This is a genomic window from Pseudomonas sp. W3I7, from assembly GCF_030816095.1.
In the GTDB taxonomy this organism is placed as follows: domain Bacteria; phylum Pseudomonadota; class Gammaproteobacteria; order Pseudomonadales; family Pseudomonadaceae; genus Aquipseudomonas; species Aquipseudomonas salomonii.
Genome location: NZ_JAUSXP010000001.1, coordinates 5,882,062 through 5,895,812, shown reverse-complemented (window position 1 = coordinate 5,895,812; position 13,751 = coordinate 5,882,062). Strand labels below are relative to the sequence as shown.

The 13,751-nt window shown below is 61.0% G+C and carries 13 protein-coding genes and 1 tRNA gene; 8 read left to right on the top strand and 6 right to left on the bottom strand.

The window, feature by feature from the left end; genetic code table 11:
- Positions 1-65 precede the first annotated feature (65 nt).
- Entirely contained in the window at positions 66-1,673 is a 1,608-nt protein-coding gene (locus tag QF043_RS27115) for a glycosyltransferase family 39 protein (protein WP_307420843.1), read from the top strand.
- An 8-nt stretch (positions 1,674-1,681) separates the two neighbouring features.
- Here the strand turns inward: QF043_RS27115 and QF043_RS27110 are convergent, their stop codons facing one another.
- The 5 genes from QF043_RS27110 to QF043_RS27090 all read right to left on the bottom strand — a co-directional run bounded on the left by QF043_RS27110 (position 1,682) and on the right by QF043_RS27090 (position 6,251).
- Positions 1,682-2,356, bottom strand: coding sequence for a hypothetical protein (locus tag QF043_RS27110; RefSeq protein ID WP_058422640.1), 675 nt, complete (start codon positions 2,354-2,356; stop codon positions 1,682-1,684).
- A 166-nt stretch (positions 2,357-2,522) separates the two neighbouring features.
- Positions 2,523-2,598: transfer RNA gene (locus QF043_RS27105), tRNA-Phe, on the bottom strand.
- A gap of 103 nt (positions 2,599-2,701) precedes the next feature.
- Positions 2,702-2,974 (bottom strand): oxidative damage protection protein, encoded by a 273-nt coding sequence (locus QF043_RS27100; RefSeq protein WP_056860676.1) that lies wholly within the window; start codon positions 2,972-2,974, stop codon positions 2,702-2,704.
- On the bottom strand, positions 2,971-4,038 hold the full coding sequence (gene mutY, locus QF043_RS27095) for an A/G-specific adenine glycosylase (protein ID WP_138449385.1): 1,068 nt from the start codon (positions 4,036-4,038) through the stop codon (positions 2,971-2,973). Before mutY ends, QF043_RS27100 begins: the two co-directional genes overlap by 4 nt.
- On the bottom strand, positions 4,035-6,251 hold the full coding sequence (locus QF043_RS27090; RefSeq protein ID WP_307420841.1) for an AsmA family protein: 2,217 nt from the start codon (positions 6,249-6,251) through the stop codon (positions 4,035-4,037). Before QF043_RS27090 ends, mutY begins: the two co-directional genes overlap by 4 nt.
- 326 nt (positions 6,252-6,577) lie before the next feature.
- Here QF043_RS27090 and QF043_RS27085 point away from each other — a divergent pair, with 326 nt between their 5' ends.
- From QF043_RS27085 to QF043_RS27055, 7 genes are all read left to right on the top strand, one after another.
- A complete protein-coding gene (locus QF043_RS27085) occupies positions 6,578-8,239 on the top strand; it encodes an OFA family MFS transporter (RefSeq protein ID WP_065930809.1) in 1,662 nt (553 codons plus the stop codon).
- A gap of 340 nt (positions 8,240-8,579) precedes the next feature.
- Entirely contained in the window at positions 8,580-9,173 is a 594-nt protein-coding gene (gene hisB / locus QF043_RS27080; protein ID WP_017138645.1) for an imidazoleglycerol-phosphate dehydratase HisB, read from the top strand.
- Positions 9,173-9,811: an imidazole glycerol phosphate synthase subunit HisH gene (hisH, locus tag QF043_RS27075; RefSeq protein WP_069786763.1), complete on the top strand. Its 639-nt coding sequence runs from the start codon at positions 9,173-9,175 to the stop codon at positions 9,809-9,811. Before hisB ends, hisH begins: the two co-directional genes overlap by 1 nt.
- A complete protein-coding gene (locus tag QF043_RS27070; RefSeq protein ID WP_005783916.1) occupies positions 9,811-10,068 on the top strand; it encodes a DUF2164 domain-containing protein in 258 nt (85 codons plus the stop codon). Before hisH ends, QF043_RS27070 begins: the two co-directional genes overlap by 1 nt.
- A gap of 39 nt (positions 10,069-10,107) precedes the next feature.
- Positions 10,108-10,845 carry a 1-(5-phosphoribosyl)-5-[(5-phosphoribosylamino)methylideneamino]imidazole-4-carboxamide isomerase gene (gene hisA, locus QF043_RS27065; RefSeq protein ID WP_008435688.1) on the top strand — a complete coding sequence of 246 codons (738 nt, stop codon included), beginning with the start codon at positions 10,108-10,110 and terminating at the stop codon, positions 10,843-10,845.
- Positions 10,846-10,854: 9 nt separating this feature from the next.
- Positions 10,855-11,625, top strand: coding sequence for an imidazole glycerol phosphate synthase subunit HisF (gene hisF, locus QF043_RS27060; protein WP_017138643.1), 771 nt, complete (start codon positions 10,855-10,857; stop codon positions 11,623-11,625).
- 66 nt (positions 11,626-11,691) lie between these two features.
- Positions 11,692-12,447: an ABC transporter substrate-binding protein gene (locus tag QF043_RS27055; protein ID WP_305457088.1), complete on the top strand. Its 756-nt coding sequence runs from the start codon at positions 11,692-11,694 to the stop codon at positions 12,445-12,447.
- Here the strand turns inward: QF043_RS27055 and QF043_RS27050 are convergent.
- Positions 12,400-13,689: a Vps62-related protein gene (locus QF043_RS27050; protein WP_307420839.1), complete on the bottom strand. Its 1,290-nt coding sequence runs from the start codon at positions 13,687-13,689 to the stop codon at positions 12,400-12,402. The two genes, QF043_RS27055 and QF043_RS27050, sit on opposite strands and share 48 nt — an antisense overlap.
- Positions 13,690-13,751: the final 62 nt, after the last annotated feature.

Below are 13,751 nucleotides of genomic sequence, written 5' to 3'. Positions count from 1 at the left end.
CAGGCGTTATTCAGGGGTGGAGTCGGCACCATGGAGTCGGCGTACCCCACCTGAAAGGACATTCGATGGACCACCGCAGCCGTTATCGCCTGGAGTCGCTGGGCCTGTTTCTGATCGCTTTATTGCTGTTCACCTTGGGCATCTGGGACGAGCAACCCCAAGGCTTTGACGGGCGCTGGGCGTTGTTCATGCAGGAAATGTTTCGCCATGGCGCGAGTCTTTTCCCTACCACCTACGGCCAGCCGTACCCGGATTACCCCGGCACTGCCACTTTTTTCAGCTTTGTGTTTGCTCGCCTGTTCGGTGCGCCGAACCACCTGGCCAACGTGCTGCCGACGGCCCTCGCGGCGGCGGGCATGATCGCCCTGGTCTATCGCCTGCTGGCGCCGTTCAGTCGGCCTTGGGCATTGCTGACGGTGCTGCTCACGCTGCTTACCACCCAATTGCTCGATAAGTCGCGCTCGGTCTGCCTGGACCTGATGGTCGCGCTGTTATGCGTAGGCAGCTTCTACCTGTTGCACACGGGCGAGCGTCTCGGCTCACGGCTTCGACAGTTGGCCGTATTCCCGCTGTTTGTGCTGGCCTTCGCGATTCGTGGGCCTTTGGGCCTTATCGAGGTCTGCGGCGTGGTGTGCGTTTACTGGGCGCTGGGGCGGCCGGGTGAGCGGGCCAAGCAGGTGTTGATCCACGGCTTTGTCGGGCTGGCGTTGCTCGGGGCCTGCTGGTGGGCGTTGATGAAGCTGGCGCGGGCCAGCGGTGGCGATGCCTTTGCCGACGAGGTGTTCAGGATGCAAGTCAGTGGGCGCCTCGACGAGTCCGGCGAGCCGTTCTACTTCTACTTCAAGCTGAGTTTGTACCGCTACTTCCCGGTGGTGCCATTGGCGTTGGCGGCGATGATCGCGCTGCGGCATCGCTGGTCCGAGCGCTGGGCCAACGAAGATGTGCAAATGGTGGTGCGCTTGGCGGCCTGTGGCCTGATGATTTTGCTCGGGCTGTCGGTGCCGCACTTCAAGCGCGCCTACTACATTCTGCCGATGGTGCCGATGTTTGCCGCTGTCGCGGCCTATGGGCTGCTCCAGGCGCAAAACTGGTTCGTCGGCGTGCGCCGCTGCTACGAATGGCTTGTCGTGGCGCTACCGGCGTTGTGCGTGGTGGTGTTGTTTATCTGTCGGCACACCTGGCAGAAGCACGGTTACTGGCCCGATGTGTCGCTGCCGCCGTTGATCGGCGTGTGGGTCGTGCTGCAAGTGGCGGCGCTGATTGCCTGGCGTCGCCCGTTGCGCCTGGTGTGGCTGAGTGTGATCGCCTTGGCGGCGCAATGGGTGCTGCTGATAGTGGTGATCGACCCGGCCAAGGACCTGCAATACGACACCCGCAAGTTTGTCAGCCAGGTAGAGGCACTGCGCGCGTCGCAGCCGGGGCCATTGGTATTTGTCGACCTTGGCCGCGACACTTGGGCTATCCGCTACATGATGAACCTGGACCACGATGAGCAGCCGCTGTTCGTCGCCGGTAACGAGCCCGAGAAGCTCGCCACCCTGCCGCGTCCATCCTGGGTGCTGGTGCCGCGCAAAGAAGCGGTGTTGCTCAAGGGCACGCCGATGGAGCAGCAGGCGCCAAACTTCGAAGGGCGGCTTAACGACAACCCGTTGATGGTGTTTCTACTGAAGTAGGCAGGCGCCTACTTGCACTGGTAGCCCTCGGGCATCGTCACGGTGTAGTTGCGCTGCACGCGGTCCTGAAAGTTCAGGTTCTGCAGGCCCTGTTCGACCAGGAAGGCTTCGATCTTGGCGGCCTGGCAGTCTTCGTTGTAGGACATCACCCGCAACACGTACACCGCGCGCCGGCTTGCTTCGTCACGCGCGGTGGCAGTGAAGGTGGTGAGCGTGGTGTAGCCGGTGCGCTCCGAAGTGCCCACTGGGCCGTAGGTGGTGTTTGGTTTGCTGGTGCAGGTCAGCTGGTCGGCTTTCTTTTTGTTCTTCTTGCACTCGGTGGTGGTGCTGGTGGGCACCTGGCCGTAATCGGTGGCGGTGTAGCGGTAAGTGACCTGCTTGCTGTCGACATCCAGGATGATGGTCATTTTGATCGGCCCATGGTTCTTGGGCAGGCTGGCATCGGTATACACCTCGCGAAAGCCCTGGTCCTTCATGGCGCTGACCATGTCCCGCAGGTAGTAGCGGGCATTGAGCGTGTTCTGCGCACTGCCGCCCACGGACGTGGTCACCAGCACCAGCGCCTGTCGATCAAAGTGATAGTCCGGATCCGGTGTTGCGTTGATCGAGACATCCATTTGTGTGGCGCAGCCACTGAGCAACGCCGTCAGCAGCAACAGCGCGCAGAACAAGTACCGGTTCATCAAATAACTACCTTGCAACAGAAAATTCAGTAACAGCTATACGATCGAGCAGCGGGATAAATAACCCTCGGGTGTGGATCGGGCGGGGCATTGGCTCGCGGCCACTAAATCGCAGGCAATAAAAAACCCCAAGGAATCATCTTCGCTTGGGGTTTTTCGGTATTAGTGGTGCCCAGAGACGGAATCGAACCGCCGACACGGGGATTTTCAATCCCCTGCTCTACCGACTGAGCTATCTGGGCAACGGGGCGCATTAAACGGGTTTTTCAGGGGGTCGTCAAGCAAGTTTTCAAAAAATATTTAATTATTACCGTCGCTTACGTGCCGACCCCGGTTTTTGATCAATTATTGAGCAGGCGGCACGTAACCGTCGGCCTTGGCGTAATCCTCGCCGGAAAAGAACTTGTCCATTTCGCCCGCCAGGTATTTACGGTCTTCGGCGTTCATCATGTTCAGGCGTTTTTCGTTGATCAGCAGGGTCTGGTGTTTCAGCCAGTCGCCCCAGGCTTGGGCAGAGATATGTTCGAAAATATCCTGGCCCTTGGCGCCTGGGTACGGAGGGCGTTCCAGGCCTGGCAGTTCTTCTTTGTACTTGCGGCACATTACGGTGCGGGTCATGACGAAACTCCTGCGTTCAATACGTCGGCCGCGCGCTTCAGCAGTTTTTTCACCGGGGCGGCAAGGCCCAGGCGCGGCGGGGTGGCGAGGTTATACCAGAGCCAGTCGGCCTCGGCCACGTGATGGGCGGATTCCTCGACCTGCACCAGCCAGGGCTCGATGGCCAGCTGGAAGTGGCTGAAGGTATGGATCAGCCCCGGCAGTGCCTGTTGTTCGCCCAGTGCCAAGGCGTGCTGGTTGGCGAGGTGTTCCAGGTCTTGCAGGTCATCGAGTTCCGGCAAGCTCCACAAACCGCCCCACAGGCCCGTGGACGGGCGACGGTAAAGCAGGATCGCGCCCTCGGCGTTGGCCAGCAGTGGCATCAGCGTGCGCTTTTGCGGGATGGTCTTGCGCGGCTTGGGGATCGGGTAACGCGTCTCCAGGCCGAGCATGTGGGCCTCGCAGCCTTTTTCCAGCGGGCACAGCAGGCAGCTGGGCTTGCTGCGCGTGCAGAGCGTGGCGCCCATGTCCATCATTGCCTGGGTGTAGGCGTTGACACGATCGTGGGGCGTAAAGCGCTCAGCGGTGGCCCAGAGCTGTTTCGCGACCTTGGGTTCGCCTGGGTAGCCTTCTTGCGCAGTAAAGCGCGCCAGCACGCGCTTGACGTTGCCGTCGAGGATCGGCGCACGCAGGCCCATGCTCAAGCTGGCGATGGCACCGGCGGTTGAGAGGCCAATGCCGGGCAACTCAGTGAGTTTTTCCACATCCTTGGGAAATTCGCCGCCGTATTCCGCGACCACGATTTTGGCAGTCTTCTGCAGGTTACGTGCACGGGTGTAGTAACCCAGGCCCGTCCACAGGTGCAGCACTTCATCTTCCGGCGCGGCGGCCAGGGCTTCGACCGTCGGCAAGGAAGCCATGAACCGGTCGAAGTAGTTGAGCACCGTGCTCACCTGGGTCTGTTGCAACATGATCTCCGAGACCCACACCCGGTAAGGCGTGATGCCCTGTTGCCAGGGCAGGTCATGGCGACCGTGGCGGTCGTACCAGTCCAGCACCGCCTGTGAAAACTGCTCGTTTCTCATCGTTTGAACAGGCCTTTAAGGGCGTCTTTAAGCTGCGGATTAACCTTGTCGAGCTTCTCTTCGATCTTATCGCTGAGCTTGTTGCCGGCGGCTTTGATGGCGACCTGGGTCAAGCCGTCCTTGTCCAGGCGGCAGGCCTTGGCACCCAGCTCCAGCGGGCCACGGCAGCGCAGCGGCACTTCGATGTTCTGGAAGTTGGCGCCCACCTGGCAGGCCGGGTCCGGCACTTCGCGCTGGTCGCCTTCGACGATGATGCCGACGCGGTAGTCCATGCCCAGCACACGCAGGTCGACATCACCGTTGCCGTTGACCGCCAAGCCCGGGATGCGCACTTTGAGGTCCGGGTTGCTCGCCACGCCGTTACGCAAGTTAAGCGTGCCGCGCAGTTCCTGGAACGGTGTGTCCTTGCCCTGTGGCGTGGTGCTCAGGGTCTTGCGGTTGAGCAAGGCAATGCCGGTACACAGTTGCTGTTCAATGTTGGCGTTGAGCAGCGCGCCGTTAGTGATCACAAAGCTGGCGGTACCGTTGAGGCTGTCGATCAGCGCCTTTTGGCTGTTGCCACGGCCGTTGAGGTTACTGTCGAGAGTGACCTGGCCTTTGACCGGCGGGTTTTGCCCCTGGGCTTGCAGGATGCGTTCAACCGGTACTTGCTTGATGTGGGTTTGCAGCGCCAGCAGCGGGATGTCTTGGCGTACATCGAGTGTGCCGTTGGCCTGGAAGGTGCCGTTGTAGAGGCCGCCGCTCAAGGTGTCGAGCTTGAGCTGGCCATCGGCGCCGGAGGCCTTGAGCGCTGCGTTCTGGATCGGCAGCTTGCTTAAGGTCAGTTGCCCAAAGGCCAGGTCGGCGTTTACGTCCAAGGCGCGCAGGCGGGTCAGTGGCAGCAGCTTGTCGGTGCTCCACGCGCCTTTGGTCGGGGCTTCCGGCAACGGTGTGGTGCCGCCGGCAGCCATGGCGCCGGCTTCGCTGTTCTGCACTTCGGCCTGGCGGGCGGCGGTTGCGCCTTTGGCCGATTCGGACTTGGCCGGCAGGTAGTTATCGGCGTTGAAGGTGTCGCCCTTGAGCTGCACGCGCAGGGCTTGCTTGGCGAAGTCATCCACGGCGATACGACCGGTGAAGGTGCTGCCGTCGAGTTTCAGGTTCAGGTCTTCCAGCGCCACGCTGGTCGGGGTGCCCTTGAGGCGGCTGACCAGCTCGACTTTGCTCAGGCTGCCGTCAGCCATGGGCGGCAGCGGGTGGCCGACGCTGTCGAGGAACTTGGCCAGGTCAAACTGGGCAATCGACAGCGCGCCGCTGACTTGCGGGGTTTTGTTCAGGTCATTGACCTTCAGTTCGCCCAAGGCGCGCAGTTGGTTGGCGGAGAGCTTGAGGTTGGTCCATTCGGCGATGTTGGCCGCCAGGTCCACCAGCAATTGGCCCTGAGTGGAGAAGGTCACGGTCTTGCCTTGCAGTGGCTCGCCGGTGGCTTCGCCGCTGAGTTTCATGTCTTCGAACTGGTAGCGTTGCAGGGCACGCTGGATGCGCAGGTTGCCGTTCAGTTCGGTTTTGACCCGCATCAGTGGCTGGTTGCTGCCCAGGAAGGCGGTGAGCTTGAGTGGAATGCTCGCGCCTTCGTGCACGGCACCGGCGCTCAGCTGGATACTTTCGGCGCTGAACTGTTTGCCGGTCTGCTCATCGTTGTATTCAACGCGGGCGTTGTTGATGGTCAGGCTGTCGATGTCCAGGCGGATCGGCTTGGGCGGCTTTTCCGGTTCGGGCTCGGCCGGGGCTTGTGTTGGGGCTGGCGCGCTGGCGGTTTCGGTCGCATCCGGCACGTTCTTGCCGATGTCTTCCCAGTTGCCGTGGCCTTGCTTGTCACGGTTAAGGCGCAGGTTGAGGCCTTCGACACGCACATCGCTCATCTGTACTTCGCGGCGCAGCAGCGGCAGCACGCGCACCGACAGGCCGAGCATCTGCAAGTCGGCGAACGGTTGGGTCGGGTTGGTCATGGTCGCCACGCTGGCTTCATGCAGCTCAAGGCCCAGCCAGGGGAACAGGCTCCAGCCGATATCGCCATTGAGCGTCAGCTCGATGTGGGCCTTGTCGCGAGCAATCTGGCGAATCTCGTCTTTGTAGTCGTTGGGATCGAAGAGGTGGGTCAGGGCAAAGCCCAGGGCCACAATGATCAGCAACAGCCCGAGGAGTACCAGACCCAGGATTTTGCCGAACGCTTTCATGGGCGAGTCCTTGTATGTCGATTTCAAAATTTAGCCGCAGAGTATAACGCCCGAAGGCCTGCGTCAGTTCACGCATCGTTACATTGTATCTAGCACCGGCAAAATCGGATTTTGCTGTCAAACAAATCAGTTTGAGTAAAAAAGGTGATGTCAGTTTGGTTTTTCTGTCATCCACTGGTGCTAATCTTCGCGGGTTCGTCTGTCGTCTGCGACACAACGTCGCGCTTAAATGGAGCTTTACTCAACAACAACGGCCAACGCTCTGCGTGCAAGGTCGAGGGAGAGAGTGCCTGACGGACACATACTAATAACTGGGGGAAACACCAATGAGCACTAGCACTGCGGCCGGTAGTACTGCCGCACAGCCCGCGTTCCTGTCCAAGGAACGCATTATCGCCAAGCCCGGCTTCAACCGCTGGCTGGTTCCACCGGCCGCCCTGGCCATCCACCTCTGCATCGGCATGGCCTACGGGTTCTCGGTGTTCTGGCTGCCGCTGTCCAAGGCACTGGGTATCACCGCGCCGGTCGCCTGCGCGCCGGACATGAGCTTTATCGCGCAAGTCTTCTCGTCCCAGTGCGACTGGCCCATCTCCATGCTGGGCTGGATCTACACCCTGTTCTTCATCTTCCTGGGCTGCTCGGCGGCCATCTGGGGTGGCTGGCTGGAACATGCCGGGCCACGTAAAGCCGGTGTTGTCTCGGCGTTGTGCTGGTGCGGCGGTCTGTTGATTTCGGCGCTGGGGATTTATACCCACCAGATCTGGCTGATGTGGATCGGCTCCGGTGTGATTGGCGGTATCGGCCTGGGCCTGGGCTACATCTCGCCGGTGTCGACCCTGATCAAGTGGTTCCCGGACAAGCGCGGCATGGCCACCGGCATGGCGATCATGGGCTTCGGCGGTGGCGCCATGGTGGGTGCACCGTTGGCCGCAGCGCTGATGGGCCACTTCGCCTCGCCAACCAGCGTGGGCGTGTGGCAGAGCTTTGTGGTCATGGCCGTCATCTACTTCGTGTTCATGATTGGTGGCGCACTCTCGTACCGCGTGCCGCCGACCGGCTGGAAGCCTGAGGGCTGGACCGCCCCGGCGAAAAAAGCCAGCAACGCGATGATCACCCACCGCCACGTGCACGTGAACGTAGCGTGGAAAACCCCGCAATTCCGCCTGGTATGGCTGGTGCTGTGCCTGAACGTGTCTGCCGGTATCGGCATTCTCGGCATGGCGTCGCCGCTGTTGCAGGAAGTGTTCGGTGGCAAGTTGCTGGGTGTGGATGTGCCGTTTGGCCAGCTGGACGCAGGTCAACTGGCCTCCATTGCGGCCATCGCTGCAGGTTTCACCGGTCTGTTGAGCCTGTTCAACATCGGTGGCCGGTTCTTCTGGGCGTCGTTCTCCGACTACCTGGGCCGTAAAAACACCTACTTCGTGTTCTTCGCCCTGGGCTTTGCCCTGTACGCGCTGATCCCGAACCTGGGGCACCTGGGCAACGTGGCACTGTTTGTGGCGGCGTTCTGCATCATCCTGTCGATGTACGGCGGCGGTTTTGCGACTGTGCCTGCGTACCTGGCCGACTTGTTCGGCACCCAAATGGTCGGCGCGATCCACGGTCGCCTGTTGACCGCATGGGCGGCGGCGGGCGTGCTGGGTCCGGTGTTGGTGAACTACTTGCGTGAGTATCAGCTGAGCATCGGCGTTCCGCGCGCTGCGGCCTACGACATCACCTTGTACATCCTTGCGGGCCTGCTGGTGCTGGGTTTCCTCTGCAACCTGCTGGTGCGTCCGGTGGCCGACAAGTACTTCATGACCGACGCCGAGCTGGCTGCCGAACAGGCGCTGGGCCATGACAAAGGCGCCGATGCCAGCACTTCGCTGGAGTGGAAAGCGGCCCCTGGTACTGTGCCGATGGCGATTGCTGCCTGGCTGGTGGTAGGTATTCCGTTGGCGTGGGGTGTGTGGGTGACCCTGCAGAAGACGGCGGTGTTGTTCCACTAATACCGCTGTAGTCGGGCGGGCGCGGCTCCTACAGGAACCGCGCTTGTGTGGGAGCTGGCTTGCCTGCGATAGCATCACCACGGTGTGGCCGAAATACCGAGGTGTCTGCATCGCAGGCAAGCCAGCTCCCACACAAGCCCGCTCCCACACAAGCCAGCTCCCACACTGGATCTCTACTTGTTTCAAGACAGCGACGGGGCGCACCATCCTGGAGCGCCTGCTTGTATGCACATGTCTATCCCCGACACTCCATCAGTCTTATCCCCTTCGATGTTTCTGTTTAGCGCCCGCACCCCTATAATGGCTGCCTTTTTCGCCCAATGATTTTGCGGAGCTGGTGATGGCCGAACGTAAGGTATCCGTCGAGCGCGACACTCTGGAAACCCAGATCAAAGCCTCGATCAACCTGGATGGCACCGGAAAGGCCCGATTTGATATCGGTGTACCTTTTCTTGAGCACATGCTGGACCAGATCGCCCGCCACGGGCTGATCGACCTGGATATCGTCAGCAAGGGCGACCTGCATATCGACGACCACCACACGGTGGAAGACGTAGGCATCACCCTCGGCCAGGCATTTGCCAAGGCCATCGGCGACAAAAAAGGCATCCGTCGCTACGGCCATGCCTATGTCCCGCTGGACGAAGCGCTGTCGCGTGTAGTCATCGACTTCTCAGGCCGCCCAGGCCTGCAGATGCACGTGCCGTACACCCGCGCTACCGTGGGCGGCTTCGATGTCGACCTGTTCCAGGAATTTTTCCAGGGCTTCGTCAACCACGCACTCGTTAGCCTGCACATCGACAACCTGCGCGGCACCAACACCCACCACCAGATCGAAACCGTGTTCAAGGCATTCGGCCGCGCACTGCGCATGGCCGTAGAGCTGGATGACCGCATGGCCGGGCAAATGCCGTCGACCAAGGGCGTTCTGTAATGCAGACGGTCGCGGTTATCGATTACGGCATGGGTAACCTGCACTCGGTGGCCAAGGCGCTCGAGCACGTAGGCGCCGGCAAGGTGCTGATCACCAGCGATGCCAACGTGATTCGCGAAGCCGACCGCGTGGTGTTCCCCGGTGTCGGCGCAATTCGCGATTGCATGGCCGAGATCCGCCGTCTGGGCTTTGACAGCCTGGTGCGCGAAGTCAGCCAGGACCGCCCGTTCCTCGGTATCTGCGTGGGCATGCAAGCCTTGCTCGACAGCAGTGAAGAGAACGGCGGTGTCGACTGCATCGGCCTGTTCCCCGGCCAGGTGAAGTTCTTCGGCAAAGACCTGCACGAAGACGGCGAGCACTTGAAGGTGCCGCATATGGGTTGGAACGAAGTCAGCCAGACCGTCGAACACCCACTGTGGCACGACATTCCGGACCTGGCGCGTTTCTACTTTGTGCACAGCTACTACATCAATGCCGGTAACCCGCGCCACGTGGTGGGCGGCGGGCATTACGGCGTCGACTTCGCCGCTGCGCTGGCCGACGGTTCGCGCTTTGCCGTGCAGTTCCACCCGGAGAAGAGCCATACCCATGGCCTGCAATTGCTGCAGAACTTCGCCGCGTGGGATGGCCGCTGGTAATGGCCAAGAAGCCCAAGCCGCCGATCTTGAACCTCACGCCCGAACAGGAGCGTGAGGCGACCGACAAGATCAAGCGTTTCATGGAGGACCGTTTCGAGCTTAAGTTGGGCTCGTTCGAGGTCGCCGAGATTCTTGAGCTGTTCACCACCGAAGTGGCGCCGCACTATTACAACAGGGCGATTTTCGACACGCAGACGCTCCTTAAAGAAAGGTTCGAAAGCATCGAAAGCGACCTGTGGTCGCTTGAGAAACCCTGATTTCCCAAGCATTGCTGAATATCGAATAAGGTTTGCCAGATGCTGATTATCCCCGCTATCGATCTCAAGGACGGCGCTTGTGTACGCCTGCGCCAAGGCCGCATGGAAGACTCCACCGTGTTCTCCGATGACCCGGTGAGCATGGCTGCCAAATGGGTAGAAGGGGGCTGCCGTCGTCTGCATCTGGTGGACTTGAACGGCGCCTTCGAAGGCCAGCCAGTCAATGGCGAAGTGGTGACCGCCATCGCCAAGCGCTACCCGAACCTGCCGATCCAGATCGGCGGCGGCATTCGCTCCCTGGAAACCATCGAGCACTACGTCAAGGCTGGCGTGAGCTATGTGATCATCGGCACCAAAGCGGTGAAAGACCCGGCGTTTGTGGCAGAAGCCTGCCGTGCGTTTCCGGGCAAAGTCATCGTGGGCCTGGATGCCAAAGACGGCTTTGTCGCAACCGACGGTTGGGCTGAAATCAGCACCGTGCAGGTCATCGACCTGGCCAAGCAGTTCGAAGCCGACGGCGTGTCCGCCATCGTTTATACCGACATCGCCAAAGACGGCATGATGCAGGGCTGCAACGTGCCGTTCACCGCTGCGCTGGCCGCCGCGACCAGGATCCCGGTGATCGCCTCCGGTGGCATTCACAACCTGGGTGACATCAAGTCGCTGCTGGACGCCAAGGCGCCCGGCATCATCGGCGCCATCACCGGCCGCGCGATCTACGAAGGTACTTTGGACGTCGCCGAAGCCCAGGCTTACTGCGACGCCTACAACGGCTGAGGACTGACCATGGCGCTGGCCAAACGCATCATCCCTTGCCTGGACGTCGACAACGGTCGCGTGGTCAAGGGCGTCAAGTTCGAGAACATCCGCGACGCCGGCGACCCGGTGGAAATCGCCCGTCGCTATGATGAGCAAGGTGCCGACGAGATTACCTTTCTCGACATCACCGCCAGCGTCGACGGCCGCGACACCACGTTGCATACCGTCGAGCGCATGGCCAGCCAGGTGTTTATCCCGCTGACCGTGGGCGGTGGCGTGCGCACCGTGCAAGACATCCGCAACCTGCTCAACGCCGGTGCGGACAAGGTCTCGATCAACACCGCTGCCGTGTTCAACCCGGAGTTCGTCGGCGAAGCCGCGCAGCACTTCGGCTCGCAATGCATCGTGGTCGCCATCGACGCCAAGAAGGTGTCCGGGCCGGGCGAAACCCCGCGCTGGGAGATCTTCACCCACGGCGGTCGCAAGCCCACCGGCCTGGACGCGGTGGAATGGGCGATGAAGATGGAAGCCCTGGGCGCCGGTGAAATCCTGCTGACCAGCATGGACCAGGACGGCATGAAAAACGGTTTCGACCTGGGCGTGACCCGCGCCATCAGCGATGCGCTGGGCATTCCGGTGATCGCCTCCGGCGGCGTTGGCAACCTGCAGCATCTGGCCGATGGCGTGATCGAAGGCCACGCCAGCGCGGTGCTGGCGGCGAGCATTTTCCACTTTGGCGAATACACCGTGCCTGAGGCCAAAGCCTATATGGCCGCGCGCGGTATCGTCGTTCGCTAAACGCTGCTGGACACCCTGGCAGGCGCGGGGCACTCTCTGCGCTTGCCATGGATTCCGGTAGCCTTCATGTTCAAGACCCTTCTGCTTGCTCTCGCCAGTACGTCCATTCTGTTGACGGGCTCGGCTCACGCCGAAGAACCGTCCGACGCCTCCCTGGTGTTGCTGACGGAAAACTTCCCGCCTTACAACATGGCGAAAAACGGCAAGAACTTCGCCAAGGAAGAAAACATCGAGGGCATCGCCGTTGATATCGTGCGCGAAACGTTCAAGCGTGCGGGCATTTCCTACAATCTGACTCTGCGTTTTCCTTGGGAGCGCATCTACAAGCTCGCCCTGGAAAAGCCCGGTTATGGCGTCTTTGTGACGGCGCGTTTGCCGGACCGCGAAGCCCTGTTCAAATGGGTCGGCCCCATCGGCCCGGATGATTGGGTGATGCTGGCCAAGGCCGACAGCAAGATTGAGCTGACAGACCTTGAACAGGCTCATCGATACAAGGTCGGCGCCTACAAAGGTGACGCCATAGCCGAGACCCTGGAGAAGCAGGGCCTTAAGCCCATCGTTGCGCTGCGTGACCAGGACAACGCGCAAAAACTGGTGGATGGCCAGATCGACCTGTGGGCCACCGGCGATCCGGCGGGCCGTTATCTGGCTCGCCAGGTGGGGGTGACCCAACTGAAAACCGTGCTGCGCTTCAACAGTGCCCAGTTGTACCTGGCGCTGAATAAAGACGTGCCGGATGAGGTGGTGGCCAAGCTTCAGGCAGCACTCGACCAGTTACGGGATGAGGGTGGGGTCGATCAGATCATGGCCCGTTACCTCTAGCTCAGGCTGCGCTTGGGGCGTTTGCGCCGCTGGAGGTGGTTCGTCAGGCAGTATCTCGGCGTTCGGATAATCGCTCATGTAGATGTTGTCACCATTGGTATAGCTGGCGGTGCTTGAAACCTGGCTACCGTCTTGTCGCAGCAGGCGGTATTCGCTTTGTAGAAGGTAAGCTGCAACGGCTTTCTTTGGCGGAACGTAGGTGATGATTTCCAGCGACGAAGCCTGGTCCCAGCCTTTGGCCGATCGTTGCGTGTGGGTGAAGTCGCGATCCAGGTGCGCCGAAAAATTCAACTCGAAAACGTGTTCGCTGACTGGCCACTCTTTGCCCAAGTCGATGCTGGTGTTGGCCGCCAGAGCCTTGGCAGTCCCACCTATTTCACCTTTTGCGGCCGTCCACATGAACGGCTGATGGGTCGCTTCGATGTTGTGCCCAAAACCTACACAAAGGTGGCGGTCGGCGCGTTCCAGGCGATAGGTCGGCGACGACTGAAACTGTTCAACCACGGTCAATTCCGGGTCTTTGACGCAGAACCAGGGCAGCTCGCACGCCTGGGGCGTGCGGGCGGTTTCATCAGGCTCCGGGCGTTCGTACCCGCTGAGGGTCGGCGCTGGCAGGTCGTGCAGTTGCGCTGTCAATGTCAGGCGCAGCGAGTAGGCCTCAAGGCTTGGCCTCGCATAGTTGCCAGTGCCGATGAAGGTGCCGGGGGCCAGGTATATTTCGCCGGCGGGTGCATCGGGAGGTGTCACCGACCAGAGGCTCAAATCGCTGGCGGCGCCGCTGCCTTTATCGTCCCAGATCAATTCGCCCGCTTGAGCGGCCATCACCAGGTCCTCTCGCACGCACCGCACGGCATGGCGTGAGGGTTTGTCGTAGTCCACGCCGTACACCAGCCCCATCGCCACATAGCCTTCTGGTGGCAGCGGGCGCCAGATAGATGCATTGCTCAGCGCTCCGGTGCCTTCATCCTGCCACACCAATTGATAGTCGACGGGCGCACGCAGGGCCGTGCCATCGACCTTGTTCGCGTCGCTGACCACGGCGACAACGTTGGCGTGGTTGATATTGCGATAGTGGTTCACCGCAATATCACCCAAGGTAAAAAACGGTCTCAGGGCATCGGAGGCGGTGCTCGGCCGCCAGAGGCCGACGGCTTTATGCGCGCCCGAACCCTTGTCGTTCCACAGCGGCAGAAACTCGCTGGTAAAGCTGATGAGCAGGTCATTGAATTGCAGAGGCTTCATGGAGGGCTCTCCAGTTGATGGGAGCATCAACTATCGAGCAGTGCACTCGGTGCCGAGCGGTA